31 protein-coding genes are annotated in these 26,630 nt (G+C 71.3%); 19 read left to right on the forward strand and 12 right to left on the reverse strand.

The annotated features are described in order from the left end of the window. Positions 1 to 69: 69 nt before the first annotated feature. From QC282_RS12725 to rpmB, 4 genes are all read right to left on the reverse strand, one after another. On the reverse strand, positions 70 to 600 hold the full coding sequence (locus QC282_RS12725) for a DUF4232 domain-containing protein (RefSeq protein ID WP_279549405.1): 531 nt from the start codon (positions 598 to 600) through the stop codon (positions 70 to 72). A 101-nt stretch (positions 601 to 701) separates the two neighbouring features. Further along, positions 702 to 1,187: a hypothetical protein gene (locus tag QC282_RS12730; RefSeq protein WP_279549406.1), complete on the reverse strand. Its 486-nt coding sequence runs from the start codon at positions 1,185 to 1,187 to the stop codon at positions 702 to 704. Between the two features lie 316 nt (positions 1,188 to 1,503). Next, positions 1,504 to 1,809, reverse strand: coding sequence for a 30S ribosomal protein S14 (gene rpsN / locus QC282_RS12735; RefSeq protein WP_279549407.1), 306 nt, complete (start codon positions 1,807 to 1,809; stop codon positions 1,504 to 1,506). Next, positions 1,809 to 2,045: a 50S ribosomal protein L28 gene (gene rpmB, locus QC282_RS12740; protein WP_279549408.1), complete on the reverse strand. Its 237-nt coding sequence runs from the start codon at positions 2,043 to 2,045 to the stop codon at positions 1,809 to 1,811. The genes rpsN and rpmB overlap by 1 nt, the downstream gene beginning before the upstream one ends. 64 nt (positions 2,046 to 2,109) lie before the next feature. Here rpmB and rpmG point away from each other — a divergent pair, with 64 nt between their 5' ends. The 5 genes from rpmG to QC282_RS12765 all read left to right on the forward strand — a co-directional run bounded on the left by rpmG (position 2,110) and on the right by QC282_RS12765 (position 4,549). Then, positions 2,110 to 2,274, forward strand: coding sequence for a 50S ribosomal protein L33 (rpmG, locus tag QC282_RS12745; protein WP_279549409.1), 165 nt, complete (start codon positions 2,110 to 2,112; stop codon positions 2,272 to 2,274). Positions 2,275 to 2,283: 9 nt separating this feature from the next. Beyond that, complete coding sequence (locus QC282_RS12750; protein ID WP_279549410.1) at positions 2,284 to 2,532, forward strand: type B 50S ribosomal protein L31; 249 nt, start codon at positions 2,284 to 2,286, stop codon at positions 2,530 to 2,532. Between the two features lie 4 nt (positions 2,533 to 2,536). Beyond that, positions 2,537 to 3,688, forward strand: a complete 1,152-nt coding sequence (locus QC282_RS12755; protein WP_279549411.1) for a GTP-binding protein — start codon at positions 2,537 to 2,539, stop codon at positions 3,686 to 3,688. 7 nt (positions 3,689 to 3,695) lie between these two features. After that, positions 3,696 to 3,929, forward strand: coding sequence for a 30S ribosomal protein S18 (gene rpsR, locus QC282_RS12760; RefSeq protein WP_279549412.1), 234 nt, complete (start codon positions 3,696 to 3,698; stop codon positions 3,927 to 3,929). A gap of 350 nt (positions 3,930 to 4,279) precedes the next feature. Further along, a complete protein-coding gene (locus QC282_RS12765; protein ID WP_279549413.1) occupies positions 4,280 to 4,549 on the forward strand; it encodes a DUF397 domain-containing protein in 270 nt (89 codons plus the stop codon). A 55-nt stretch (positions 4,550 to 4,604) separates the two neighbouring features. Here the strand turns inward: QC282_RS12765 and QC282_RS12770 are convergent, their stop codons facing one another. Next, complete coding sequence (locus QC282_RS12770) at positions 4,605 to 5,105, reverse strand: ATP-binding protein (protein WP_279549414.1); 501 nt, start codon at positions 5,103 to 5,105, stop codon at positions 4,605 to 4,607. Between the two features lie 369 nt (positions 5,106 to 5,474). Here QC282_RS12770 and QC282_RS12775 point away from each other — a divergent pair, with 369 nt between their 5' ends. The 8 genes from QC282_RS12775 (at position 5,475) to QC282_RS12810 (ending at position 12,952) form a co-directional block, all read left to right on the forward strand. Further along, on the forward strand, positions 5,475 to 6,299 hold the full coding sequence (locus QC282_RS12775) for a helix-turn-helix transcriptional regulator (RefSeq protein ID WP_279549451.1): 825 nt from the start codon (positions 5,475 to 5,477) through the stop codon (positions 6,297 to 6,299). An 88-nt stretch (positions 6,300 to 6,387) separates the two neighbouring features. Next, complete coding sequence (locus tag QC282_RS12780) at positions 6,388 to 7,848, forward strand: aldehyde dehydrogenase family protein (RefSeq protein ID WP_279549415.1); 1,461 nt, start codon at positions 6,388 to 6,390, stop codon at positions 7,846 to 7,848. A 114-nt stretch (positions 7,849 to 7,962) separates the two neighbouring features. Further along, positions 7,963 to 8,511: a DinB family protein gene (locus QC282_RS12785; RefSeq protein WP_279549416.1), complete on the forward strand. Its 549-nt coding sequence runs from the start codon at positions 7,963 to 7,965 to the stop codon at positions 8,509 to 8,511. A gap of 39 nt (positions 8,512 to 8,550) precedes the next feature. Further along, complete coding sequence (locus QC282_RS12790) at positions 8,551 to 9,192, forward strand: PadR family transcriptional regulator (protein WP_279549417.1); 642 nt, start codon at positions 8,551 to 8,553, stop codon at positions 9,190 to 9,192. A gap of 74 nt (positions 9,193 to 9,266) precedes the next feature. Beyond that, on the forward strand, positions 9,267 to 10,238 hold the full coding sequence (locus QC282_RS12795) for an ATP-binding cassette domain-containing protein (RefSeq protein ID WP_279549418.1): 972 nt from the start codon (positions 9,267 to 9,269) through the stop codon (positions 10,236 to 10,238). After that, positions 10,235 to 10,996 (forward strand): ABC transporter permease, encoded by a 762-nt coding sequence (locus tag QC282_RS12800; RefSeq protein ID WP_279549419.1) that lies wholly within the window; start codon positions 10,235 to 10,237, stop codon positions 10,994 to 10,996. The genes QC282_RS12795 and QC282_RS12800 overlap by 4 nt, the downstream gene beginning before the upstream one ends. A gap of 71 nt (positions 10,997 to 11,067) precedes the next feature. After that, positions 11,068 to 11,829: a MerR family transcriptional regulator gene (locus QC282_RS12805; protein WP_279549420.1), complete on the forward strand. Its 762-nt coding sequence runs from the start codon at positions 11,068 to 11,070 to the stop codon at positions 11,827 to 11,829. A 169-nt stretch (positions 11,830 to 11,998) separates the two neighbouring features. Then, complete coding sequence (locus QC282_RS12810; RefSeq protein ID WP_279549421.1) at positions 11,999 to 12,952, forward strand: DedA family protein; 954 nt, start codon at positions 11,999 to 12,001, stop codon at positions 12,950 to 12,952. Positions 12,953 to 12,986: 34 nt separating this feature from the next. Here QC282_RS12810 and QC282_RS12815 read toward each other — a convergent pair whose 3' ends face one another. Beyond that, complete coding sequence (locus tag QC282_RS12815) at positions 12,987 to 14,684, reverse strand: threonine/serine exporter ThrE family protein (RefSeq protein ID WP_279549422.1); 1,698 nt, start codon at positions 14,682 to 14,684, stop codon at positions 12,987 to 12,989. A gap of 195 nt (positions 14,685 to 14,879) precedes the next feature. Then, positions 14,880 to 15,371, reverse strand: coding sequence for an inorganic diphosphatase (locus QC282_RS12820; RefSeq protein ID WP_003991985.1), 492 nt, complete (start codon positions 15,369 to 15,371; stop codon positions 14,880 to 14,882). Between the two features lie 135 nt (positions 15,372 to 15,506). Between QC282_RS12820 and dacB the strand changes: the two genes are divergently transcribed. The 6 genes from dacB to folE all read left to right on the forward strand — a co-directional run bounded on the left by dacB (position 15,507) and on the right by folE (position 23,146). Continuing rightward, positions 15,507 to 17,030, forward strand: coding sequence for a D-alanyl-D-alanine carboxypeptidase/D-alanyl-D-alanine-endopeptidase (gene dacB / locus QC282_RS12825; protein WP_279549423.1), 1,524 nt, complete (start codon positions 15,507 to 15,509; stop codon positions 17,028 to 17,030). Positions 17,031 to 17,188: 158 nt separating this feature from the next. Beyond that, positions 17,189 to 18,313 (forward strand): zinc-dependent metalloprotease, encoded by a 1,125-nt coding sequence (locus QC282_RS12830; RefSeq protein ID WP_279549424.1) that lies wholly within the window; start codon positions 17,189 to 17,191, stop codon positions 18,311 to 18,313. Between the two features lie 190 nt (positions 18,314 to 18,503). Then, entirely contained in the window at positions 18,504 to 19,595 is a 1,092-nt protein-coding gene (gene tilS, locus QC282_RS12835) for a tRNA lysidine(34) synthetase TilS (protein WP_279549425.1), read from the forward strand. Between the two features lie 64 nt (positions 19,596 to 19,659). Further along, a complete protein-coding gene (gene hpt / locus QC282_RS12840) occupies positions 19,660 to 20,220 on the forward strand; it encodes a hypoxanthine phosphoribosyltransferase (protein WP_279549452.1) in 561 nt (186 codons plus the stop codon). Positions 20,221 to 20,403: 183 nt separating this feature from the next. Then, positions 20,404 to 22,440, forward strand: a complete 2,037-nt coding sequence (gene ftsH / locus QC282_RS12845) for an ATP-dependent zinc metalloprotease FtsH (RefSeq protein ID WP_279549426.1) — start codon at positions 20,404 to 20,406, stop codon at positions 22,438 to 22,440. Between the two features lie 100 nt (positions 22,441 to 22,540). After that, complete coding sequence (gene folE, locus QC282_RS12850) at positions 22,541 to 23,146, forward strand: GTP cyclohydrolase I FolE (protein ID WP_279549427.1); 606 nt, start codon at positions 22,541 to 22,543, stop codon at positions 23,144 to 23,146. A 21-nt stretch (positions 23,147 to 23,167) separates the two neighbouring features. Here folE and QC282_RS12855 read toward each other — a convergent pair whose 3' ends face one another. From QC282_RS12855 to folP, 5 genes are all read right to left on the reverse strand, one after another. After that, positions 23,168 to 23,653: a DUF3180 domain-containing protein gene (locus QC282_RS12855; protein ID WP_279549428.1), complete on the reverse strand. Its 486-nt coding sequence runs from the start codon at positions 23,651 to 23,653 to the stop codon at positions 23,168 to 23,170. An 88-nt stretch (positions 23,654 to 23,741) separates the two neighbouring features. Next, positions 23,742 to 24,353, reverse strand: a complete 612-nt coding sequence (folK, locus tag QC282_RS12860) for a 2-amino-4-hydroxy-6-hydroxymethyldihydropteridine diphosphokinase (RefSeq protein ID WP_279549429.1) — start codon at positions 24,351 to 24,353, stop codon at positions 23,742 to 23,744. Then, positions 24,350 to 24,709 (reverse strand): dihydroneopterin aldolase, encoded by a 360-nt coding sequence (gene folB / locus QC282_RS12865; protein ID WP_279549430.1) that lies wholly within the window; start codon positions 24,707 to 24,709, stop codon positions 24,350 to 24,352. The genes folK and folB overlap by 4 nt, the downstream gene beginning before the upstream one ends. Before the next feature lie 279 nt (positions 24,710 to 24,988). Next, positions 24,989 to 25,489: a nuclear transport factor 2 family protein gene (locus QC282_RS12870; protein ID WP_279549431.1), complete on the reverse strand. Its 501-nt coding sequence runs from the start codon at positions 25,487 to 25,489 to the stop codon at positions 24,989 to 24,991. Then, entirely contained in the window at positions 25,486 to 26,394 is a 909-nt protein-coding gene (gene folP, locus QC282_RS12875) for a dihydropteroate synthase (protein ID WP_279549432.1), read from the reverse strand. Before folP ends, QC282_RS12870 begins: the two co-directional genes overlap by 4 nt. Positions 26,395 to 26,630: the final 236 nt, after the last annotated feature.

The raw sequence follows: 26,630 nt of genomic DNA on the forward strand, positions 1-26,630 counted from the left end.
CGTCCGCCTGTCCGGACGGGCCTGCGGTCACGGCCGTCCGCCCGCCCCGGCCTGCGGTGTCGAGAACGCTCAGTCCCCGGCCTGCTGGAAGGCGCCCACGGAGATGTCGGCGGCGCTCGTGCCGGCGATCGGGCCGTACGTCCACGGGAAGCCGCGGTCGTCGGAGTCGCCGGGCAGCGTGATCTTCAGGGTGTCGGCCGCGAGGCTGTCCGCGGCGCCCTCCTCACCGCGCACGTACGTGATCGTGAACGACGCGGACTGTCCCTCGGCGAGCGTCAGCTTCTGCGCCTTGGCGCCCTGCTGCGCGGGGACCTCGACGGACTCGCTGCCGGTCGAGACATCCACGCCGGGCAGGCCGTCCAGGGTGCAACTGGCGCCCTTGTTCGTGATGTTGACGGGGATGTTGCCGGTGTCCCCGGCGGCGGGCGCGGCGTTCGCGGGGCCGACCTCGACATCGACCTCGCCGATCCGGCAGGCCGTACCGCCCCCGGTCGTGGCTGCCGCCTTGCCGTCGCCCTCACCGCCGTCGCCCCCGCTGCCGCAGGCGGTGAGGAGGAGGGCCGCGGTGAAGGCGGTGACGGTGATCGCCGTGGTGCGCATGAGAGGTCCCCAGGGTGCTCGGTCGTTGACGGTGCCCGTGGATCATCACGCACCGGGCGGTGGACCGGTCGCCCGGGTCCGCCGAAACGCCGTCGGCGGCTCTACGACCCCAGCCCCGCCGTGGGCAGCCCCGTCGGCAGCTTCCCGCCCTCGGACCTGGTGTACGTCTCCTCGCCGAGGGTTCCCTGCCAGGTCACCGTCAGCTTCGTCGCGTTCACGGTGCCGACCGTGCCGTTGGACCGGTCCTTGTCGCCGTCCGCGCACTTGAGACGGATCGACTGCTCCTCGGCGGTGCCGCTGCACACGGTGCCGCCCGTCGCGAACAGCCCGGCCTGCGTGCCGTTGATCACCAGGGCCACGGCCTTGCCGTCGGTCGTGGCGAGCCAGCTGCCCTCCAGCCCGCCGGGGGTGGCGGACGCCGACGCGCCGTCACTCGCGCCGCCGTCGCCGTCGCCGGCGGGCGCCGATGCGGAGGGTGTGTCCGACGCCTTGTCGGCGCCGCCGCCGTCACCGCCGTCGCTGCACGCGGTCAGCGCGAGCGCGCCGGCCAGCCCCGCGGCCGCGGCCCGCAGCGGCCGGCGTGACACGGTGCGCGAGCGAGGCGAGGGGCGTGAGCCACCTGAAAGGCGCGAGAGGCGCGAGAAGGTCGGCGAAGTCACTGGAACTCCCAAGCTGTAGCCGGTGGCCCGGGGCGAGCCCGCGGACCCGGCCCGGATCGAGCCCGTCGGCCCGGTGGCCGCAAGCTACCAGCACCCGCAAGGACCCTCCGGGAAACGCCGGATACGCCGGTCTGGCCCGGGCAGGGAGCCTCTTACCGGCCCTCCCGGCAACGCCCGCAACTCAGGCCCCTCGACCCCAACCGCACAGGCGCCACCCTCCCCTCACCTCACGCCCGGCCCCACCTCACCAGGACGACTTCCGCACCCCCGGCAAGTACCCCGCATGCGCCTGTGACCGCAGGGAGACGCGGGACAGTCCGAACGTCCGGAAGTAGCCGCGCGGGCGCCCGTCCACCTGGTCCCGGTTGCGTACGCGCGTGGCGCTCGCGTCGCGCGGCTGCCTGCGCAACTCCGCCTGCGCGGCCAGGCGTTCGGCCTCCGACGACGACGGGCGGCGGATGATCTCCTTCAGCTCGGCGCGGCGCGCGGCGTACCGCGCGACGATCTCCTGCCGCTTCTCGTTCTTCGCGATCTTGCTCTTCTTGGCCATCAGACCTTCACCCCCCGCGCGCGGATGCGGGCGACGGCGGCCTCGACGCCGATCGTGTCGACGGTCTTGATGCCCCTGGCGCTCAGCCGCAGGCGCACGTGGCGGCCTTCGCTCGGCAGCCAGTACCGCTTGGTCTGGATGTTGGGGTCGAACCGGCGTGAGGTGCGCCGGTGGGAGTGCGAGATGCGGTTGCCGAAGCCCGGCCGGGCCCCGGTCAGCATGCAGTGGGCGGACATGGGTGGTGACGTACCTCTCTGCTCAGCTTGTGTAAATGGAATTCATTTTCAGTAAGATAGCAGCATGGCACGCAACGAACTCCGGCCGGTCATCAAGCTCCGGTCCACGGCCGGGACCGGCTACACCTACGTGACCCGCAAGAACCGCCGCAACGACCCGGACCGCCTGATCCTGCGCAAGTTCGACCCGGTCGCCGGCCGGCACGTCGACTTCCGAGAGGAGCGCTGAACAGCCGTCATGCGCAAGGGAATCCACCCGGACTACCGTCCCGTCGTCTTCCGCGACAAGGCGGCCGACTACGCCTTCCTCACCCGCTCGACCATGACGAGCGACCGCACGATCGAGTGGGAGGACGGCAACACCTACCCGGTCGTCGACGTCGAGATCTCGAACGTCAGCCACCCCTTCTACACGGGCACCGCGCGCGTCCTGGACACCGCGGGCCGCGTCGAGCGCTTCGAGCGCCGGTACGGGAAGCGGGGCTGACCCGGTGCCCGAGCTCCCCGTCGTGATCGTCGGCGGTCTGCACGCCGACGCCCGCAAGGCGGCCGTGGCGCGGCTGCTGGCCGACGTGCCCGGCAGCGTCGCCCTCCACCACGACCTGGCGACGGCCGCAGCGGGCACGGTCGTACGGACCGTCCGCGACGCGCGCGGCGTCGTCAGCGCCGGTGAGGCGCCGCTCGTCAACGACTGCGCCTGCTGCGCCCTGCGCGAGGACCTGGTGCCGGAGCTGGTCCGCCTCAGGGACGCGGGTGACACCCGGCTCGCGGTGGTCGAACTGTGGGACTCCGTCGAGCCGAAGGCCATGGCGGAGGTGGTCACGGCCGGCGGGCTCACCGTCACCGGTGTGCTCACGGCCGTCGACCCGGCGCTGGTGCTGCCCTACCTCGGCAACGGCGACGACCTCGCCGAGGGCGGTCTCGCCGCGGCGGCCACCGATCAGCGCACGGTCGCCGACACCTTCGCGCGCCAGCTGGAGTACGCGCCCGTCCTTGCCGTCCTCGACTCACCGGAGGCCGACGACGAGGACCGGGAACTGCTCGCCCAACTGCATCCGACGGCCCGTACGGTGCCGATCGGGGACGGTGAACCAGCGGGCGAGCACTCGCCGTTGGCCCGTGCCGCCCTCGCCGGTTTCGACGTGGAGGCGGCGGCCGCCGCCCAGCATCCGGCGTGCGCGCTGCTGCCCGCCGACGCCGACGCGCACGGCGTGGCCACGCTGGTCTGGCACCGGCGCCGCCCCTTCCACCCGGGCCGGCTGTACGAGGCGCTGGAGGACCTGACCTGCGCCGCGGCCCGCAGCCGGGGCCGGTTCTGGCTCGCCGACAAGCCGGACGTGCTGCTGCACTGGGACGCGGCCGGCGGCGCCCTGTGCGTGGAGAGCGCGGGGCCCTGGCTCGCCGCGCTGCCGGACGCGGCCTGGGAGATGGTGCCGCCGGTGCGCCGGGCCGCCGCCGCGCTGGACTGGCACCCCGAGCACGGCGACTGCTGCCAGCACCTCGTCTTCACGTCCCCCGGCCTCGACCGCGATGGGCTGGAACGGCTCCTGGAGTCCTGCCTGTTGACCGACGCCGAGTACGCCGCCGGGCGCGACGCCTGGAAGCGGCTCCCGCCCGCCTTCGACACCCTCCTGGAGGTCTGACCCCGCCATGCCCCGCAAGAGCGACCGCAAGCCCGTCAAGGCCCGGCCCAATCCCCTGGATCAGGCAGGCATCACGTACATCGACTACAAGGACACCGACCTGCTGCGGAGGTTCATCTCCGACCGCGGCAAGATCCGCAGTCGGCGCGTCACCCGCGTGTCGGCGCAGCAGCAGCGGCAGTTGGCCCGGGCGATCAAGAACGCGCGCGAGATGGCGCTGCTGCCGTACGCCGATCGCTGACCTTTAGTGAACGGGCGGGAGCCTCCTTACGTGAGAACGTGTGGGGCGGCTCCCGCCTTCTGTTGTCGGCAGGGGCGGGTGAGGCGCGGCTCCTGCCGGATGATCGGCCGGGGACGGAACACGGAGGCGGTGCTGTGCGTCTTTCCTCGTGCCCGGGGGATTCGAATCGGGTGGTCCGGGCAAACGCAGCAACACAGGCCGAGCCGCGTGGTCCGAGGTGTAACCGCAGGATAACCCCGCGTGCACGTGCATCTGCTCATGCGATTGCACTTGAAACACAGCTATGATCCGGGACAGTTGACCACTGCATCAATGGCCTCACCAGCCAGTGCATCACCGGGGAGCGACCTGTGGACCACGACGTGCACGACGCCCACGACGCGTCCGGCGTGTACAACGGCATCGCCGCCACACAGCTGCACGGCGTGGCCTGGCAGAAGAGCCGGCACAGCAACTCGCAGGGCTCCTGCGTGGAGTTCGCGCGGCTGCCCGGCGGCGACGTCGCGGTGCGCAACTCGCGCTTCCCGGACGGGCCCGCTCTCGTCTACACGCGCGCGGAGATCGAGGCGATGCTCCTGGGCGTGAAGGACGGCGAGTTCGACCACCTGGTCCGGGGCTGACCGCCACCCGGCGCCCACCTGTGAAGGGTGCCGCGCGAGCGCGGGGGGCGGTTCGTCAGTCGACGGGCCCCGGCAGACGGAACAGCGCCCAGACCACCTTGCCGTTGAGGGTGCCGGCCAGCGGGTGCCAGCCCCAGCTGTCGCTGAAGGACTGGACGAGGAACAGCCCGCGGCCCGACTCGGCCGAGAAGTCGTCCGAGTTGCCGGCCACCGGACTGTCGATGCTGGGGTCGCGCACCGCGCACACCAGACGCTCGGTCCAGCGCAGCAGGTGCAGCCGCACGGGCGGACTCTGCTCGGGCCCCCGCGGGGTGTTCGAGGGCAGGGCGTGCCGCAGGGCGTTGGTCACCAGCTCGGAGACCACCAGGCACACGTCGTCGAACCGGTCGTCGGCGTCCCACTGGCCGAGGGTTCTGCGCGTGAAGTGCCGTGCCTCGCGCACCGCTTCGAAGCGGGCGGGCAGGGCGCAGGAGGCGGCGTTGGACACTGCCGCGGGGTCGAGCGGCGGAAGGCCCTGCCGTAACGGCTGGAGCATGGTCGATCCATTCGTCCCCATGCGAGGCACTCCCCCGGGATTTCGCGGTCGTGGCGATGCGGCGCGGTGGTGCGGGGACCATGGTTTCGGATGGGAACACCAGATGCAAGGGCAGATGCACGTGCAGGTGACCGAAATGGACCTGCCCGTGCCGCTTGTTGGTCAATTTTTCCGTCATCTTCACGGCCCCGTCGTGTCGGCGGGTGTCCGACTTCCCTCCCTTGTGTGCCCTCGCCTGTCGCCTCTTGTGCTAATTCTTTGGCGCGATTCCGTTTCCGTAACCGGGCAAGTACTGCTCGGAGTGTTTTAGTGGCAGACTTCGGCACCTGAAGACGGTTGGGGAGGCTGGCGAAGGTGAGCGCGGGAGAGCCGGGATCGGTGGTGCGGCGCATGCTGCTCGGATCACAACTCAGGCGTCTGCGTGAGGCTCGGGGGATCACGCGCGAGGCGGCGGGCTACTCGATCCGCGCCTCGGAATCGAAGATCAGCCGGATGGAACTGGGCCGGGTGAGCTTCAAGACGAGGGACGTCGAGGACCTGCTGACGCTGTACGGCATCACGGACGAGCAGGAGCGTTCGTCGCTGCTGGCCCTCGCCAAGGAGGCCAACGTCGCGGGCTGGTGGCACAGTTACTCCGACGTGCTGCCCAGCTGGTTCCCCACCTACGTCGGCCTGGAGGGCGCGGCGTCGCTGATCCGGGCGTACGAGGTGCAGTTCGTGCACGGCCTGGTGCAGACGGCGGAGTACGCCCGCGCGGTCGTGCGGCGCGGCATGAAGGGGGCGAGCGACGCCGACGTGGAGCGGCGCGTGGCGCTGCGCATGGAGCGGCAGAAGTACCTCGTCGACGAGAGCGCGCCCGACTTCCACATCGTCCTGGACGAGGCCGCCCTGCGCCGCCCCTACGGCGACCGCGACGTGATGCGCGGCCAGTTGCAGCACCTGATCGAGGTCTCCGAGCGGCCCAACGTGCGGCTGCAGGTCATGCCGTTCGGCTTCGGCGGGCACTCCGGCGAGAGTGGCGCGTTCACGATCCTCAGCTTCCCCGAGCCGGACCTGTCGGACGTCGTGTACCTGGAGCAGCTCACCAGCGCGCTCTACCTCGACAAGGCCGAGGACGTCGCCCAGTACGAGAAGGCGCTGAAGGAACTCCAGCACGACAGCCCCGGGCCGGACGAGAGCCGGGACCTTCTCCGGGGGCTCCTTCAACTCTCCTGAAACACAAGTACGATGACGTGTGATCAGACCGTGAAGTTGATCGGGTGTCGACTTCGTCTGCTTCGGCAGCAAGGGATTGAGGGATCACATGTCGTCCTACTTCACCGACCTGGCTCAGCAGTACATCGACGGTGAATGGCGCCCGGGTACCGGCTCCTGGGACATCATCGACTTCAATCCCTACGACGACGAGAAGCTGGCGTCGATCACGATAGCCACGGTCGACGAGGTCGACGAGGCGTACCGGGTGGCGGCCCGCGCCCAGAAGGAGTGGGCGAAGGTCAACCCCTACGCTCGCCGGACGGTGTTCGAGAAGGCGCTGCGGCTGATCGAGGAGCGCGAGCAGGAGATCGCCGAGGTGCTCGTCACCGAGCTCGGCAGCACGGTCGGCAAGGCCTACTTCGAGCTGCACCTCGCCAAGGAGTTCATGCGCGAGGCGATCCACGTGGCGCTGCGCCCCGAGGGCCGGATCATCCCCTCGCCGATCGACGGCAAGGAGAACCGCGTCTACCGCGTCCCGGTCGGCGTCGTCGGCGTGATCAGCCCGTTCAACGTGCCCTTCCTGCTGTCGCTCAAGTCGGTCGCCCCGGCGCTCGCGCTCGGCAACGCCGTGGTCCTCAAGCCGCACCAGAACACCCCGATCGCCGGCGGCACCCTGCTCGCGAAGATCTTCGAGGACGCGGGCCTGCCCGCCGGTCTGCTCAACGTCGTCGTCACGGACATCGCCGAGATCGGCGACGCCTTCCTCGAACACCCGGTGCCCAAGGTCATCTCGTTCACCGGCTCCGACAAGGTCGGCCGGCACGTCGCCACCGTCTGCGCCAGGAACTTCAAGCGCTCGGTGCTCGAACTGGGCGGCAACAGCGCCCTGGTGGTCCTGGACGATGCGGACCTCGACTACGCGGTCGACGCGGCGGTCTTCAGCCGGTTCCTGCACCAGGGGCAGGTCTGCATGGCCGCCAACCGGGTCCTGGTGGACGCGTCCGTCGCGGACGAGTTCACCGAGAAGTTCGTCGCCAAGGTCAAGACCCTCAAGACCGGTGACCCGCGCGACCCGGAGACCGTCATCGGCCCGGTGATCAACTCCTCGCAGGCCGACGCCCTCTCGGGCGTCGTCGAGCAGGCCGTCGCCGAGGGCGCCACGGCCCTGCTGCGCGGCACGGCCACCGACAACCTGGTCGAGCCGTCCGTCCTCACCGGCATCGCCGCCGACTCGGCGCTGCTCCAGCAGGAGGTCTTCGGACCGGTCGCCTTCCTCATCCCGTTCGACGGCGAGGAGGAGGCGGTACGCATCGTCAACGACACCCGGTACGGGCTGAGCGGCGCCGTCCACACCGGTGACATCGAGCGCGGTGTGAACTTCGCCAAGCAGATCGACACGGGCATGTTCCACGTGAACGACGCCACCGTGCACGACGAGCCGATCGTGCCCTTCGGCGGCGAGAAGCACTCCGGTGTCGGCCGCCTCAATGGCGAGGCGACGCTGGAGGCGTTCACGACGCAGAAGTGGATCTCCGTGCAGCACGGCCGCAGCGCGTTCCCGTTCTGAGCGCCAGTTACGTCAGCACCACGGGCCGTCGAGGACAGGATCTGACCTCGATGGCCCGTAGCTTCGTCGGTGTCAGGCAAGAGGTGCCGGATTCCGACGAAAGGCAGGCCGGTCATGGTCACTCACGTTCCCGCGGAGGCCCACGGCGACGAGCGGGGCGCGCTGCTCTCCTTCCTCGCCGAGCAGCGCGGCGCGATCCGCCGTGCCGCACTGGGACTGACCGACGAGCAGGCCTCGGCCACGCCCAGCGCCAGTGAGCTGTCCCTGGGCGGGCTGGTCAAGCACGTCGCCGAGGTCGAGCAGGGCTGGCTGGCCCGCGCCAGGGGCGAGGAGCCGGCCGTCCGGCGCGACCCGTCGAACTGGCACGAGTGCTTCCGGCTGATGGAGGGCGAGACCCTTCAGGACCGGCTCGCGTACTGGGAGAAGGTCGCTGCGGAGACGGAGGCGTACGTCCGCGCGGTGCCGAGTCTCGACGACACCTTCGCGCTGCCCGACCAGCCCTGGTTCCCGCCCGAGGGCCGCGTCTCCGTGCGCTGGCTGGTCCTGCACCTGATCCGCGAGACGGCCCGGCACGCCGGTCACGCCGACATCGTCCGCGAGTCCCTGGACGGCAAGACCGCCTTCGAACTGGTCGCGATGGAGCAGGGCACATCCTGGGGGTGATGTCCAGGCGACGGGGCCGCGCGGCCTAATGTGGACGGCATGTCAGCGATCCGTCTCCTCGTGCTCGGCGCGGTGCGCCAGCACGGGAGGGCCCACGGCTATCAGGTGCGCAACGACCTGGAGTACTGGGGCGCGCACGAGTGGTCCAGCGCCAAGCCCGGCTCGATCTACCACGCCCTGAAGCAGATGGCGAAGCAAGGGCTGCTGCACGCGCACGAGATCGCGCCGTCCACCGCCGGCGGGCCGCCGCGCACCGAGTACGAGATCACGCCGGCGGGCGACGAGGAGTTCTTCACGCTGCTGCGCGAGGCCCTTGTCGCCCACGACGAGAAGACGGACGTGAAGTCCGCGGCCGTCGGCTTCATCGTCGACCTGCCCAGGGACGAGGCGGTGGCGCTCCTGAAGGAGCGGACCCGGCGCATCGCGGAGTGGCGGGCCGCCGTCACCGAGCACTACGTGCCCGACAGCGGCCCCGAACAGCTGGGCCACATCGGGGAGATCATGAACCTCTGGGTCCACACGGCCGACGCCGAGGCCGAGTGGGCCCGGGGACTGATCGGGCGGATCGAGGGCGGGGCGTACACCTTCGCGGGGGAGGGCGAGCCGTTCGTCGGGGTGCTCCGGGAGGGCGAGGAGAACCCGTACGCGACGCCGGAACGGCATCCCGGGGACGACCGCTAATCAAGTTTGACTAACCGCAGGTGCGGAGTTACCTTTCGGGCAAGTAGTCAAGTTTGACTAACGAGGGAGAATCTGTGGCCGACGCGGTGATCACCGTCGAAGGGGCACGCAAGAGGTACGGCGGCAAAGCGGGCAGGGACGCGCTGGACGGGCTCGACCTGCGCGTCGCGCGCGGCACGGTGCACGGCGTGCTGGGACCCAACGGCGCGGGCAAGACGACCCTGGTCCGGGTCCTGGCCACCCTGCTGCGGCCCGACGCGGGCCGGGTCGAGGTGGCAGGGCACGACGTCGTGAGCGAGGCCTACGCCGTGCGCCTGAGGATCGGTCTGCTCGGCCAGCACGCCGCGCTCGACGAAGGGCTCGGAGGCCGGCAGAACCTGGAGCTGTTCGGCCGCCTCCACCACCTGGGCGCCCGCCACGCGCGCGTGCGCGCCGGCGAACTGCTGGAGCGCTTCGGCCTGACCGACACCGGGCGCAAGCCCGTGAAGCAGTACAGCGGCGGCATGCGGCGCCGCCTCGACCTGGCCGCGTCCCTGATCACCGAACCGGAGGTGCTGTTCCTGGACGAACCCACGACCGGCCTCGACCCGCGTGGCCGCGCCGAGGTGTGGGCCGCGGTCCGCTCCCTGGTCGGCGGCGGTACGACGGTCCTGCTCACCACGCAGTACCTGGAGGAGGCCGACCAGCTCGCCGACCGCGTCTCGCTCGTCGACGCCGGCCGGGTCGTCGCCGAGGGCACACCGGACGGCCTCAAGTCCCGCCTCGGCGCCGACCGCATCGACGTCGTCCTGCGCGACGCGGGACAGCTCGGCGCCGCCGTCGCCCTGCTGCCCGTACCGAAGGACGAGGTGTCCGTGGACGCCGACCGCCGCCTGCTCAGCGCCCCCGTCACCGACCGCATGACGGCGCTGGCCGGCGTCGTACGCGCCCTTGAGGAGGCCGGCATCGACGCCGAGGACATCGCGCTGCGCCGGCCGACGCTGGACGAGGTGTTCCTGCGGCTGACCGGAAACGACGAGCACGCACGCGTGAAGGAGGCCGCATGACCGCGCACGCCCTGACCGACTCCTGGACCATGACCCGCCGTGAACTCGCCCACTGGGCACGGCAGCCGGTGCAGGTGCTGGTCGGCCTCGTCTTCCCCGTGATGCTGCTGCTGATGTTCGGCCACCTGGTCGGCGGCGGACGCGGCGTCGACGGCGACTACGTCGACTACCTGGTGCCCGGCATGCTGGCGCTGACCATGGCGTTCGGGCTGGAAGGGACCATGCTGGCGGTCACGCAGGACCTCAACAAGGGCGTGATCGACCGGTTCCGGTCCCTGCCCATGGCCAACGGGGCCGTCCTGGTGGGCCGTTCGGCGGCCGACATGCTCCAGTCCGCGCTCGCGCTGGCGGCGATGATCGCCGTCGGGTACGCGATCGGCTGGCGGGCCGGCGGCGGACTCGGGGCCTTCCTGGGGGCCGTCGGCCTGCTGCTGCTGTTCCGGTTCGCCATGCTGTGGATCGGCATCCACCTGGCCCTGGTGGCGGGCAGGCCCGAACTCGTCCAGGCCGTGCAGATCCTCATCTGGCCGGTCGGCTTCCTGTCCAACGCGTTCGCCGCACCCGAGTCCATGCCGGACTGGCTCGGCACGGCCGTCCAGTGGAACCCGATGTCCCAGACGGCGACGGCCGTACGGGACCTGTTCGCCGGCCCCGGGGGAGAATCCGGCCACGTCTGGGCGGCGGTCGCCTGGCCGCTCGTCCTGCTGGCGGTGTTCTTCCCCCTTGCGGTCCGCCGGTTCGCCCGGCTGAGCCGTTAGGACGCTTCCGGCTTGCACCTCACGCGGCGTGAGGCCTCAGCCTTGAGGGCGTCAACCCGAAGGGAGCGGAAGTGAGCTATTCGGTGGGCCAGGTGGCCGGGTTCGCCGGCGTGACCGTGCGCACGCTGCACCACTACGACGACATCGGCCTGCTCGCCCCGAGCGAGCGCAGCCACGCGGGGCACCGGCGCTACAGCGACGCCGACCTCGACCGGCTGCAGCAGATCCTGTTCTACCGCGAGCTCGGCTTCCCGCTCGACGAGGTCGCCGCCCTGCTCGACGACCCGGACGCGGACCCGCGCGCGCACCTGCGCCGCCAGCACGACCTGCTGACCGCCCGGATCGAGAAGCTGCGGAAGATGGCGGCGGCCGTGGAGCACGCCATGGAGGCACGCAAGATGGGGATCAACCTCACGCCGGAGGAGAAGTTCGAGGTGTTCGGCGACTTCGACCCGGATCAGTACGAGGACGAGGTGCGCGAACGCTGGGGCGGCACCGACGCCTACCGGCAGTCCCGGGAGCGGACCGCCTCGTACACCAAGGACGACTGGAAACGCGCCACCGAGCAGTTCGACGCGATCCACCGCCGCATGGCCGGCCTGATGGCGGCCGGCACCCCGGCCGACTCCGAGGAGGCCATGGACACCGCCGAGGAACACCGCCGCTTCATCTCGGGCACGTACTACGACTGCTCGCACGAGATGCACACCTGCCTCGGCGACATGTACGTCTCCGACCCGCGGTTCACCGCGACCTACGACAGGATCCGCCCGGGTCTCGCGGTCTACCTGCGGGACGCCATCACCGCCAACGCCGCCCGGCGCACGGCGTAAAACCGGCGCTCCGGGTGTGCCCCGCCCGGCCCAGGACCAGCACGGCTTTGGCCTGGGCCGGGCACAGGGCATTCTGGGGAGCCCCTTGGAACCTGGGTCGCGACGGCTGCGTTGATACTTTTGGGCAGCCAGCCCCAGCCCGTACCTCAGCAGCAGGAGCCACATTCCCGTGACCACGCTTGCGCTCGGCCCCGAGTGGCTCAGCCCCGACTACCTGATCTCGACCTTCAGCCTCCCCGGCATCCTGCTGATCGTCTTCGCCGAGTCGGGTCTCTTCGCCTTCCTGCCCGGCGACTCGCTGCTGTTCACGGCGGGCCTCTTCGTGGCCCAGGGCGAGTACATCACCCAGCCGCTGTGGCTGGTGTGCTTCCTCATCGTCCTGGCCGCCGTCATCGGCGACCAGGTCGGGTACATGATCGGCAAGTTCTTCGGCCCGCGACTCTTCAACAGGCCCAACTCCAGGCTGTTCAAGCAGGAGAACCTGGAGAAGGCCCACGAGTTCATGGAGAAGTACGGCCCGAAGGCCATCGTGCTGGCCCGCTTCGTGCCCATCGTGCGGACCTTCGCGCCGATCGTCGCGGGCGCCGGCCGCATGAAGTACCGCACGTTCATCACGTACAACATCATCGGCGGCATCGCCTGGGGCACGGGCGTCACGGTCGCCGGCTACTGGCTGGGCCAGATCGAGCTCATCCGGACGAACGTCGAGGCGATCCTCGTCCTGATCGTCGTGCTCTCGGTCGTCCCGATCATCGTCGAGTACCTGCGCGAGCGCGGCAAGAAGAAGCGCGCCGCCGCCGAGGCCCCGGCCGCCGCCCCGTACCAGGCCGCCGCCCAGCAGCAGCCCCCGATGATGGATGACGCCACGACGCAGCTGCGCGCCGTCCCCCCGGCCCACCAGGACCCGTACGCCCGGCAGCCGCAGCAGCACCAGCCGCAGCGGCACCAGCCTCACCCGCAGCAGCCCCAGCACCCGCAGCAGCCGTACGACCAGCAGTACTACGGCCAGCAGCCTCAGCAGGCCCACCAGGCCCAGCAGCCCCAGCAGCAGCCGTACGCCCCCCAGTACCCGCAGGGCTACGGCGGGCAGAACGGCCAGTACCCGTACAACGAGGGGTACTGAGCAACACCGCGAGCCGGCCGGAGGACCCGAGGCGTCAGAAGCCCCGGGTCCGCTTGGCGGCCCGCCGCTGGCCCGCCGAGCCGACCCGCAGGAACAGCCGGGAGATCTCCGACCCGAGGTTCACCCCGATCGCGATGGCCATGGCCAGCGCCACGGCCTTCGTGATCGACAGCAGCCCCGCGTCCAGCTCGTTCTGCGAGATCGCCAGCAGACCGAAGTACGTCGCGGAACCCGGCAGGAGCGGTCCGATCGCCGCCGTCGTGTACGGCAGCGCGGAAGCGAACCGGTACCGGGACAGCAACTGCCCGAACAGCCCCACCAGACCGGCCGCCGCCGCCGTGGAGGCCACCGGCGAGATCCCTCCCGCGTAGTGCATCGCGCCGTACACGGACCACGCGACGCCGCCGTTGAGGGTCACCAGCAGCACGGTGGACCGTTCCTGCTGGAGCAGCACCGCGAACGTCAGCGACAGCAGCATCGACGCGCCGATCTGCACCAGCGGCCGCTCGTAGACGCTCAGCGCCGCGTCCGGATTGAGCTGGGCGCCCAGCTTCACGCCGAAGTACAGCACCACCAGCACGCCGACGACGATGCCGACGAAGAAGTACATGACCTCCAGCAGACGGGCCGCGGCGGTGATGTAGAAGCCGGTCAGACCGTCCTGCACGCCCGCCACCAGCGCCCGCCCGGGCAGCAGCGCGAACAGCCCACCGGTGATGACCGCGGACGCCTTCACGTCCACGTGCGCCAGCGTCAGCGCGATGCCCATCGCGGCCGGCGGCATCGCGGCCACCGTGAACTGGTAGAACTCCGGCAGCCCGCGCCCCGCGCACAGCCACGCCAGCCGGTCGCCGAGCATCGCGCCGATCACGGCCGCGACGAACACGATCACATCACCGCCGACGAGCACGGAGGCCGCCCCCGCGAGCAGTCCGCTCGCCGAGGTCAGCACCCACGTGGGGTAGGGGTGCCGGTTGCGGCGGATCTCCGCCAGCCGCCGGTAGGCCTCCTCCAGGGAGATGTGGGTCTCCGCGTCGGACAGGTCGTCCACCAGCTGGTACACGGCCGCGAGCCGCGTGTAGTCGGTGCCCCGGCGGCGCACCGTGCGGGACGCCGTCACCGGGTCGTCCACCAGGGACGGCTGGTGCGAGATCGACAGCAGCGTGAACGTGACGTTCGGCTCGCAGCGGTCCAGGCCGTAGGAGCGGCACACGGCGAACATCGCCGCCTCCACGTCCTCGGCTCCCTCACCGCCCGCCAGCAGCAGCTCCCCGATACGCAGGGTGAGGTCGAGCACGCGCGGGACGGCCGGACCGGTGTCGTCCTCCGTCTTGTGCACCAGCTCCGGCGCGGGCCGCTCGGCCACCGGCATGCGCAGCATCGTGCGCATGCGGTCCTGCCACGGCACGTCCTTGGTGAGGCTGACGACCGGTATGCCGCTCGGCGGGGTGAAGGCGGGCGGGGCGTGCCGGGCGCTGTAGGTGCGCGGCGTGCTGAACGCCGAGCCCTCCGACTCGGCCGGCGCCGACACGTCGAGCCCGTCCGGCACGGCGAACTCGGAGGTCACCTCCGACTCCGTGCCGCTGCCCGGGACGGCCAGACCGTCCGGGATCGCGAACTCCGACGTCGTCGACGACTCGTTGTCGACCGGTGGCACCGCCGGCCCGGAAGGAGGCGTGAAGCTGCTCCTGGCCTCGTCCGACTGCGGCTTGCGGTCCTCCGCGTCCGTCACTTGTGCAGCGCTCCCTGAACGTCACCTCCGGTACGCCTCAGTATGCGCACACGAACGCGACGAGTATCACGCGCCTGTGCAGGCGAAACACCGCACGCGTGCCGGACGCGAAAACGGTCCGCACGCGTGTGTGAACGCGAAACGGGCCGCACGCGTGCGCGTGCGGCCCGTCCGGCGGCAGGGGCGTCGGGAGGCTCAGTGGCCGCCCTGCTCCTTGAAGCGCTTGTAGGACCGCTCGATCTCCGCCTCGGCGTCCGTGCGGCCCACCCAGTTGGCGCCCTCGACCGACTTGCCGGGCTCAAGGTCCTTGTAGACCTCGAAGAAGTGCTGGATCTCCAGGCGGTCGAACTCGGACACGTGGTGGATGTCGCGCAGGTGCTCCACACGCGGGTCGTGCGCCGGGACGCACAGCAGCTTGTCGTCGCCGCCCGCCTCGTCGGTCATGCGGAACATGCCGATCGCGCGGCACTGGATGAGGCAGCCGGGGAAGGTCGGCTCGTCCAGGATGACCAGCGCGTCCAGCGGGTCGCCGTCCTCGCCGAGGGTGTTCTCGACGAAGCCGTAGTCGGCCGGGTAGCTGGTCGAGGTGAAGAGTCGGCGGTCCAGGCGGATACGACCGGTCTCGTGGTCCACCTCGTACTTGTTCCGCGAACCCTTCGGAATCTCGATCGTGACGTCGAACTCCACCGGTGGCTCCTCCATGATCAGCACATAGTTCTGGTGGTTAAGTGTCCCTCACGCACGTGTGTGATCGCGAAAGGGGCTGGTGTCGTGCCAGAGCTGAGGCCTTGGCGATCCGCGAGACCGCATGTGGCGCGTCTCGTGGGCGCCGTACGACCGCGTCTCGCACGCGCCGCCGCGGCCGCCGGGCCGCGGGTCGCACGGCTTGCGACGACCACGAAACCGCAGCTCACAAGGATCACGAGGACCTGGCAGTACACCGCGCTCGCCGCGACCGCCGGACTGGCGCTCGCCGCCGGTGTGGTGACCGCCGCCGGTCCCTGGGACTCCTCGGGTCAGCGTACGGCCGAGCGGGACCGGGCGGCCGCGTGGGGGTCGACGGGTGGCGCAGATCACGGCGGCGACCCCGCCTCCCGGGAACCGGGGCCCGCGCCCAGCGCCGCCACCGTCCTGGCCGGCCTCGGCGCCGGCACCACCGTGCAGGCCGCTCCCGACACCCCTGACGGCAGGGCACTCACGGACGTCCTGGAGCCGATCCTGAAGGACCCGGCGCTCGGCCCGCGGCGCTCCGCCGCCGTGGTCGACGTGACCACCGGCAAGCGGCTCTACGGCGTCGGCGTCGGCGCGGCGCTCACCCCCGCCTCCACCACCAAGATCGCCACCGCCGTGGCCGCGCTCTCCGCGATGGGCCCCGACCACCGCCTCACCACCCGCGCCGCCCTCGAACCCGACACCGGGGAACTCGTCCTGGTCGGCGGCGGCGACCCCACCCTCACCGCCCGCGAGGAGGCCAACGGCAACGCGAGCCTGCGCACCCTCGCCGACCGTACCGCCGCCGCCCTGACCGAACGCGGCCTGCGCGAGGTCACGCTGTCCTACGACACCACGCTCTACGCGGGCCCCGAACTCCACCCGATCGGGGTCAACGACAACCTCGCCGCCGTGACCCCCCTGATGCTGGACGAGGCCCGCACGGACGACTCGACCCGCGGCCCCGCACCGCGCGTGCCCGACCCCGCCGCGGACGCCGCCCGCCGCTTCGGCGACCTCCTGAAGGACCGCGGCATCAAGACCACGCCGCCCGGCCCCTCCAAGGCCACCGGCCGCGCCGAGTCCCTCGCCGCCGTCTCCTCGCCCCCGCTGTCCGCCCTGGTCGAACGGATGCTGACCCACAGCGACAACGACATCGCCGAGGCCCTCGCCCGGCACACCGCCGTCGCGACCGGCGAACGCGCCGACCTCGCCGGCGCCGGCGTCGCCGTCCGCGCCCAGCTGGACCGGCTCGGCCTGCCCGTCTCCGGCACCGACATCAAGGACGGCAGCGGCCTGGACCGCGCCGGCCGCCTCACCGCGAACCTGCTCACCGCCCTCCTCGTCACGGCGGCCGACCCCGACCACCCCGAACTGCGCCCGGCCCTCACCGGCCTCCCGGTCGCCGGCTTCACGGGCACCCTGACCAGCCGCTACGAGGACGGCGCGGCGGGCTTCGTGCGCGCCAAGACGGGCACGCTGACGGGGGTCAACGCCCTGGCCGGCACGGTGGTCGACCGGGGCGGCCGGGTGCTGGCCTTCGCCTTCCTGACCACGGGGACGACGAACCCGGGCGCGGCCCAGGCGGCCCTGGACAGGGCGGCGTCGGCACTGGCGTCCTGCGGCTGCCGCTGAGCAGCCCCGCCGCGGGCAGCCGGGCCAGGTCCCCCCTCGACGGCAGTCGTTCCGCGAGGCGGAGGAGCGGGCGCGGTCGGCGTCGCCGGGCGCCCCGCGGGCCGACGGCCGTCCCGCGCCGCCTGCCCCAAGTGGGAACGCTCACGTACGGTTGACGCATGACGAGCATCCGTGGTGCGGAGATGGTCGACTGGAACCTCGCGGTGGCGACCGCGACCCGGCTCGTGCGGCCGGGTCCGGAAGTCACCCGCGACGAGGCCAGGGCCGTCGTCGCGGAACTTCGCCGGCATGCCAAGGCCTCGGAGGAGCACGTCCGGGGCTTCACCCGGATGGGCACCGAGGAGACCCACGACACCCCGATCCTCGTCGTCGACCGCCCCGGCTGGGTCCGGGCGAACGTCGCCGGTTTCCGGGAACTCCTCAAGCCCCTCCTCGACAAGATGCAGGAGCGGCGCGGCAACGGCCCCGGCGGCGCGGTCCTCGGCGCCGTCGGCGGCAAGGTCACCGGCGTGGAACTCGGCATGCTGCTGTCGTTCCTGGCGTCCCGCGTCCTCGGCCAGTACGAGACGTTCGCCCCGCCCGCCCGCGGTCTGCCCGCGGGTGAGAACGGCGCCGGACGGCTCCTGCTCGTCGCCCCGAACATCGTGCACGTCGAACGCGAACTCGACGTCCAGCCCCACGACTTCAGGCTCTGGGTCTGCCTGCACGAGGAGACCCACCGCACGCAGTTCTCGTCCGTGCACTGGCTGCGCGACCACCTCGAGGGCGAAATCCAGTCGTTTTTGAGCGAGACCGACGTCGACCCCATGACCGTCCTGGAGCGCGTCCGCGAGGCCGCCCAGACCCTCGCCGGCGGCCGGCCCGAGGGCGAGGAGGGCGACGACGGACGGTCCCTCGTGGAGATCGTGCAGACCCCCGCCCAGCGCGAGATCCTCGGCCGCCTGACCGCCGTGATGTCCCTGCTGGAGGGCCACGCCGACTTCGTCATGGACGGCGTCGGGCCCGAGGTCGTGCCGACCGTCGCGGAGATCCGCGAGAAGTTCCAGCAACGGCGCGCCAAGGGAGCCTCGCGGCTGGACCTGGCCCTGCGCAAGCTGCTCGGCCTGGACGCCAAGCTCCGGCAGTACCGCGACGGCGAACGCTTCGTGCGGGCCGTGGTCGACCAGGTCGGCATGGACGGCTTCAACCGCGTGTGGACCTCCCCGAACACCCTCCCCACCAAGGCGGAGATCGCCAAACCGGCGGACTGGATCGCGCGGATGCACGGCAGGCCCGAGGCGTGAACACGCCGGAGCAGTCGTGAAACGAAACCGGCCGACGGCAGGCGAACGCCCCTTCAATCACCCGTCCGAGGGACCGTGAGCCATGGGTAGGCGTGCAATGCTCGGGGAACAGCCCGGTTCTGTCACCATCTACACACTCTGAGTGACCGGCCTCGGGCTCACCCCCGAAACTTCATGAAGGGAACCGGACATGGGTCCCCATCCTGCGGTCGCGGCGATACGCCTGGCGGTCCGCCGCGTGCTCCACGACATCCTGACCGAACACAACCGCCCCACCCCCGGCAGCGGCACCACGGCCGACGTCGGCAGCGCGGCCGGCACCGGCCGCACGCCTGCCGCCACCACCACCGCCGTCCACGAGCGCCCGCCGTCCCCGCTCGTGCTCGTCGCCTGCTCCGGCGGCGCCGACTCCATGGCGCTCGCCTCCGCCCTCGCCTTCGAAGCCCCCAGACTCGGCGTCCGCGCCGGCGGCGTCACCGTCGACCACGGCCTCCAGCCCGGCTCCGACCTGCGCGCCGACGAAGTCGTGCTGCGCCTGCGCGGCCTCGGGCTCGACCCCGTCGACGCCGTCGCCGTCACCGTCGGCCGCGAAGGCGGCCCCGAAGCCGCCGCCCGCGACGCCCGCTACGCCGCCCTCGACGCCACCGCCGAACGCCACGGCGCCGCCGCCGTCCTCCTCGGCCACACCCGCGACGACCAGGCCGAAACCGTCCTGCTCGGCCTCGCCCGCGGCTCCGGCATCCGCTCCCTGTCCGGCATGGCCGCGGTCTCGGGGGCCGACGGCCGTTACCGGCGCCCCTTCCTCCAGCTCGACCGGCAGACCGCCCGCAAGGCCTGCATGGTCCAGTCCCTCCCCGTCTGGGACGACCCGCACAACGCCGACCCCGCCTACACCCGGTCCCGGCTCCGCCACGAAGGCCTGCCCGCCCTGGAGAAGGCCCTCGGCAAGGGCGTCGTCGAGGCCCTCGCCCGCACCGCCCAGCTCTCCCGCGACGACGCCGACGCCCTCGACGCCTGGGCCCGCCAGGCCGAGGACTCCGTACGGGACGCCGCCGGCCGTCTGGAGTGCGCCAAGCTCTACGCCCTGCCGCCCGCCGTACGCCGCCGCATCCTGCGCCGCGCCGCCATCGACGCGGGCGCGCCGGCCGGTTCGCTGTTCGCCCGGCACATCGAGGAAGTCGACCGGCTGATCACCGGCTGGCGCGGCCAGGGAGCCATCAACCTCCCCGGCAAAGTCGTCGTCCAGCGGCAGGGTGGCAGACTGGTGATTCGGCAAGGCTGAATCCCGATCCCTCCAGCACGTCACCGGAGGGGCGGCCAGCCGGTGGGACGACCGACCGAAAGTGATGCGGGTGGACGCGAAAGACATGGGTGCCGACCTCAAGCAGGTGCTCATCACCAAGGAAGAGATCGACGCGAAGCTGGCCGAGCTGGCCGCGAAGATCGACGCGGAATACGCGGGCAAGGACCTGCTCATCGTCGGCGTCCTCAAGGGCGCGGTGATGGTCATGGCCGACCTCGCCCGAGCGCTGTCCACCCCCGTCACCATGGACTGGATGGCCGTGTCGTCCTACGGGGCGGGCACCCAGTCCTCCGGTGTCGTGCGGATCCTCAAGGACCTCGACACCGACATCAAGGGCAAGCACGTCGTGATCGTCGAGGACATCATCGACTCCGGCCTGACCCTGTCCTGGCTGATCTCCAACCTCGGCTCGCGGGAGCCCGCCTCCCTCAAGGTGTGCACCCTGCTGCGCAAGCCCGAGGCCGCGAAGGTCGCCATCGACGTGGAGTGGGTCGGATTCGACATCCCCAACGAGTTCGTCGTCGGCTACGGCCTCGACTACGCCGAGAAGTACCGCAACCTCCCGTTCGTCGGTACGCTCGCGCCCCACGTCTACGGCGGCTGAGCCACCGGAACGGCCCATGTAGGACGATCGGGAACCCCGGCGGCCCTCGCGCCGTTGGAGCATGCAGACGGGTTCGCCAGCCTTCGCGTGCGGCTTCGGGCGACAATGCTGGGGTACCGTCAGAAGAACTGTCTTATCAAACTCACTATGGCAGGAGGGACGGGGCGGCACCGCTCCGTATGGATGGACGTGAAGCGATACTTCCGTGGGCCGGTCATGTGGATCGTGCTGGCCGTCCTTGCCGTGGTCGTGTTGATGCAGGTCGTCGGCTCGTCCGGCGGCTACAAGACGGTGGACACCGGCCAGGTCGTCCAGGCGATCAATGACAACAGGGTCGAGTCGGCCAAGCTGACCACCGGCGACGAGCAGACCATCAAGGTCCAGCTCAAGGACGGCGTAAAGGTCGAGGACAGCTCGAAGATCCAGGCGAGCTACATCGGCGACCAGGGCGTCGACATCGCCAACACACTGCAGAACAAATTCCAGGAAAAGCAGATCCCCGACGGCTACACCGTCTCGCCGTCGAAGCAGAACCCGTTCGTCGGCATCCTGCTCTCCCTGCTTCCCTTCGTCCTCATCGTCGTCGTCTTCCTGTTCCTGATGAATCAGATGCAGGGCGGCGGCTCCCGAGTGATGAACTTCGGCAAGTCGAAGGCCAAGCTCATCACCAAGGACACCCCGAAGACGACGTTCACCGACGTCGCGGGGGCCGACGAGGCCGTCGAGGAACTGCACGAGATCAAGGAGTTCCTCCAGGAACCCGCCAAGTTCCAGGCCGTCGGCGCCAAGATCCCCAAGGGCGTGCTCCTCTACGGCCCGCCCGGCACCGGCAAGACCCTGCTGGCGCGTGCCGTCGCGGGCGAGGCCGGCGTGCCGTTCTACTCGATCTCCGGCTCGGACTTCGTCGAGATGTTCGTCGGTGTCGGTGCCTCCCGTGTCCGTGACCTGTTCGAGCAGGCCAAGGCCAACGCGCCCGCGATCGTCTTCGTCGACGAGATCGACGCGGTCGGCCGCCACCGCGGCGCCGGCCTGGGCGGCGGACACGACGAGCGCGAGCAGACGCTGAACCAGCTGCTGGTCGAGATGGACGGCTTCGACGTCAAGGGCGGCGTGATCCTCATCGCCGCGACGAACCGCCCCGACATCCTGGACCCGGCGCTGCTGCGTCCCGGTCGCTTCGACCGCCAGATCGCCGTCGACCGGCCGGACATGCAGGGCCGTCTGGAGATCCTCAAGGTCCACCAGAAGGGCAAGCCGGTCGCGCCCGACGTCGACCTGTCGGCGGTCGCCCGCCGCACGCCCGGCATGACGGGTGCCGACCTGGCCAACGTCCTGAACGAGGCCGCCCTGCTGACGGCCCGCAGCGACCAGAAGCTGATCGACAACCACATGCTGGACGAGGCGATCGACCGCGTGGTGGCGGGCCCGCAGAAGCGGACCCGGATCATGTCGGACAAGGAGAAGAAGATCACCGCGTACCACGAGGGCGGACACGCCCTGGTCGCGGCGGCCTCACCGAACTCCGACCCCGTCCACAAGATCACCATCCTGTCGCGAGGCCGCGCCCTCGGCTACACGATGGTCCTCCCGGACGAGGACAAGTACTCCACGACCCGCAACGAGATGCTGGACCAGCTGGCCTACATGCTGGGCGGCCGCGCGGCCGAGGAGCTCGTCTTCCACGACCCGACGACGGGTGCCGCCAACGACATCGAGAAGGCCACCGGCCTGGCTCGGGCCATGGTCACGCAGTACGGCATGACCGAGCGTCTCGGCGCGATCAAGTTCGGCGGGGACAACACCGAGCCGTTCCTCGGGCGTGAGATGTCTCACCAGCGCGACTACTCGGAAGAGGTCGCCGCGCTGGTCGACGAAGAGGTCAAGAAGCTCATCGAGACCGCGCACAACGAGGCGTGGGAGATCCTGGTCGAGAACCGCGACGTGCTCGACAACCTGGTCCTGGCCCTCCTGGAGAAGGAGACGCTGGGCAAGGAGGAGATCGCCGAGATCTTCGCGCCGATCGTCAAGCGCCCGCCGCGGCCCGCCTGGACCGGATCCTCGCGACGCACGCCGTCCACCCGCCCGCCGGTGCTCTCCCCGAAGGAGCTCGCGCTGACGAACGGAGCCAACGGCGCGACGGCGGCGATCACCGCCAAGAGCACGGCGTCGGAGCCCGCTCCGTCCGCCGAGCGCACCCCGGAGGAACGACCCGAGAGCTGATCTCCGGCCCGGAATGAATGCTTCGCCCCCCAGGTTCTAGCCTGGGGGGCGCGGCATTTTGGCATGCCCGCAGGTAAGACACACAGGAACGAGGCACGAGATGACCGACCCCGTGACGCTGGCCGGCGACGGCTCGATCGGCGAGTTCGACGAGAAGCGCGCCGAGAACGCCGTACGCGAACTGCTGGCCGCGGTCGGCGAGGACCCGGACCGCGAGGGCCTGAGGGAGACGCCGGCACGAGTGGCACGGGCGTACCGCGAGCTGCTCGCGGGGCTGTGGCAGGAGCCGGAGGACGTCCTGACGACGACGTTCGACCTCGGTCACGACGAGATGGTCCTGGTGAAGGACATCGAGATCGTGTCCCTCTGCGAGCATCACCTTCTGCCGTTCCACGGTGTGGCCCACGTGGGGTACATCCCCGCGGAGAGCGGCAAGATCACCGGGCTTTCCAAGCTGGCGCGGCTGGTCGAGGTGTTCGCCCGGCGTCCCCAGGTGCAGGAACGACTCACCACGCAGATCGCGGACTCGTTGATGAAGATCCTCGACGCGCGGGGCGCGATCGTCGTCATCGAGGCCGAGCACATGTGCATGTCGGTGCGCGGCATCCGCAAGCCCGGGGCCAAAACCACGACGTCGGCGGTGCGCGGTCAGCTGCGTGACGCCACCACGCGGGCCGAGGCGATGAGCCTGATACTGGCGCGCTGACCCGACGGCCGGTGGCGAGGGCTACGCCGCCGCGGCCGTGCCCGGGGTGTCGTCGTCGTCCTCCGGGAGCTTGCAGACGCGCTCCAGGAAGACGGCCGCCGCTATGACGGCGACGGCCGCGAGGACCGAGAACCCGGCGTAGACGGCCTGGTCGCGGCGGGCCGGGATGTCCAGGAACTCCAGCAGGAAGACGCCCGTGCCGCCGTACATGCCGGCGACGAGGGCGGAGACCAGGGCGCTGGACTGGCCGAAGACGACCGCGCGGGCCGCCATCAGGGGGTCGACGCCCTTGGCGCCGGGGCGGCGCTCCCGCTGGGCCTTGAGGCGGGCGCGGAGGGAGATCGCCGTGGCGAGCAGGACCACGGCGATCAGGGCCAGCACCACCGGGGCGGCCAGGGGAACGCTCGGCAGGGTCCCGACCGAGTTCCACAGGCGGGCGCCCGCCCAGGACAGGACTCCGGCCACGACGAAGACGCCGGCCAGCAGCCTGATGCGCAGCTCTCTCACGGTGTCCCTTCGGTTGCCCCGGCGGCCCGGCACCGGTGTACGCCGCGTCGCCGCGACCGCGAGCACGCGGTCGTGTTGACCTTAACGGCTATTCGGGCAGCCTGAGTTCCAGGTCGGCGCGGGGTGTCACGCCCTCCCGGGTGACGGCGTCCAGGAGCCCGGCGACGGGGCCGTGGCCGGGGAGCCGGGCCTCGGGGTCCAGGTCGTGCCAGGGGGCGAGGACGAAGGCGCGTTCGTGGGCGCGCGGGTGGGGGAGGGTGAGCCGGGGGTCGTCGGAGATCTCGTCGGCGTAGGCGACGATGTCGACGTCGAGGGTGCGGGCACCCCAGCGCTCGTCCCGGACCCGGTGGAAGGCCTCCTCGACGGCCTGGGCGCGCTCCAGGAGCGAGGCCGGCGGGAGGGTGGTCTTCAGGACCACGACCGCGTTGAAGTACGACGGCTGGCTGCCCGGCTCAACGCCCCAGGGTTCCGTCTCGTAGACGGGTGAGACGCCTTTGACGCGGACGCCGGGCGTGTCCTCCAGGGCGTCGATGGCGCCCTGGAGGGTCTCCAGGCGGTTGCCGAGGTTCGAGCCGAGGGAGATCACGGCGCGCTTCGGGTCGTGCAGTGTGGTGTCGGCGGCGTCGACCTGCTCGACGACGGAGGCGGGTACCGGCTGAACGGTCGGGTCGGTGTGACCTCGCGTGAACGGTGCGCTCATACTCGGCTCCGGGTGATGGTGACGGTCACGTCGTCGAAGGGGACCGTGATGGGCGCGTCCGGTTTGTGGACGCAGACCTCCACCTCGTGGACCCCGTCGTGTTTCAGGCACGTCTCGGCGATGCGCTCCGCGAGCGTCTCGATGAGGTTGACGGGCTCGCCCTCGACGACGGCCACGACCTCCTCGGCCACGATTCCGTAGTGCACGGTCTTCGCCAGGTCGTCGTCGGCAGCGGCCGGCCGGGTGTCCAGGCCAAGGACGAGGTCCACGATGAAGGTCTGGCCCTCCTCGCGCTCCTTGGGGAACACACCGTGGTGCCCGCGGGCCTTCAGGCCGCGCAGCGCGACACGATCCACGCGAATCACTCCTGCAATCGTCGGTATCGGCCGGTCCGCGCCGTGTGCGGGCGGCGCGGGTGGCCTCGGTCGAATCTACCTGCGAGCACTGACGGGACAGGGCCGCGGGGGGCGGGCATCCGGGCCGGGGCCCGGAGGATTCACCGCGTGTTCTCCCGGGGGAACACGGCGGCTCACAGGTTGGTAGCCGCCCCTACCCGGGTGCTCGTAACTCCAACCACGTCCGATCACGGCCGGGGTTCCACGGACCCGGTGTCCCGTCCTGTGCCGCCTACCCACTCAGGGGGTTTCGTCGCCTTCTTCCTCGTCGGTTTCGGACATGACGGGGGAGGCGTGGTGGGACCAGAGCTTCCATCCGTCGGAGGTGCGGCGGAACACGTTCGTGGCGACCACGAGCTGGCCGAGCAGCGGGCCGGGCTCGTCGCTGCCCTCGGGGGCGGGGCCGCCGCTGAGGATGTTCTCGGTGCAGGTCACCAGGGCGGTGTCGCCGGTGACGGACACGTGGACGTCGGTGAGGAAGAACTGGATGTACTCGGTGTTCGCCATGATCAGCGCGTACGACCTGAGGACCTCGCCGCGGCCGGTGAGGACGGGCCAGCCGGGGTGGACGCAGGAGATCACGCCGGTGTCGGCGGGGTCGTGGTAGGTCTCGTCGACGCCCAGGTCGGACGGGGTGAGCCAGAGCGAGGTGAGCGTTTCGAAGTCGCCGCGCTCCAGTGCCTCGTAGAAGGCCGTGTTGGCGGCCTCCACGTGCTCGACGTCCGTGTGGGGGGCGCTCACCGTGCTCCCTCTGCGCCGTGCACGGCGGCTGCGCCCGGCGCGGTGCGCGCCTCGGTCACGGCGTGTGCGACGCGTACGGCGTCGGCGGTGGCGCGGACCTCGTGGACTCGTACGGCCCAGGCGCCGGCGTGCGCCGCGAGGGCGGAGACGGCGGCGGTGGCCGCGTCGCGCTCCCGGGCGGGCGGCGGGGCGCCGTCGGGTCCGGCGAGGACGCGGCCGAGGAACCGCTTGCGGGAGGCGGCGACCAGCAGGGGGTGGCCGAGGCCGAGCAGGCGGTCGAGGCGGGCGAGGAGGGCGAGGTCGTGGTCGGCGTCCTTGGAGAAGCCGAGGCCGGGGTCGACGACGATGCGGTCCGGGGCGATGCCGCCGGCGAGGACGGCCTCCACGCGTGCGTGCAGCTCGTCCACGACCTCGGTGACCACGTCGTCGTAGACGCCGCGGACGTTGCCGCCGTCCAGGAAGCCGCGCCAGTGCATGACGACGAACGGGGCGCCGGCGGCGGCGACGGTGGGGATCATGGCGGGGTCGGCGAGGCCGCCGCTGACGTCGTTGACGAGGGCGGCGCCGGCCGCGAGGGCCTGTTCGGCGACGGAGGCGCGCATGGTGTCGACGGAGATGACGATGTCTTCGGAGGCGAGGCCGCGGACGACGGGGATGACGCGCTTGAGCTCCTCGGCCTCGTCCACGCGGGTGGCGCCGGGGCGGGTGGACTCGCCGCCGACGTCCACGAGGTCGGCGCCCTCGGTGACGAGGGCGAGGCCGTGCTTGACGGCGGCGGTCGTGTCGAACCAGCGGCCGCCGTCGGAGAAGGAGTCGGGAGTGACGTTCACTACTCCCATGACCGCGCAGCGGTCCCAGTCCGGGAGGCCCGCCACGCGTCCGCGTCCGCTGCTCTGCTTGCTCATGTGTTCAGCGTAGGCCTGTGGGCGGGGGGTGGGTGATGCGGCCCGGGCGGGAGCCCCGAGGTGGGGGGTGGGCTTCCGCCCGGGCCTGTCTGTGGGGCCCGTCGGCGTCACGGGGGTGTGGCCGCGCACGCGCGCGTGACGCCGAGCGCGGGCTGGAGGGCGGTGGCGGCGGTGGCGGTGATGAGTCCGTTCCTGGCGGGAGCGCCGAGGGGGCCGCGGGGCACGGCGAAGCGGCG

The organism is Streptomyces sp. DH24 (assembly GCF_029813775.1).
Lineage (GTDB): Bacteria > Actinomycetota > Actinomycetes > Streptomycetales > Streptomycetaceae > Streptomyces.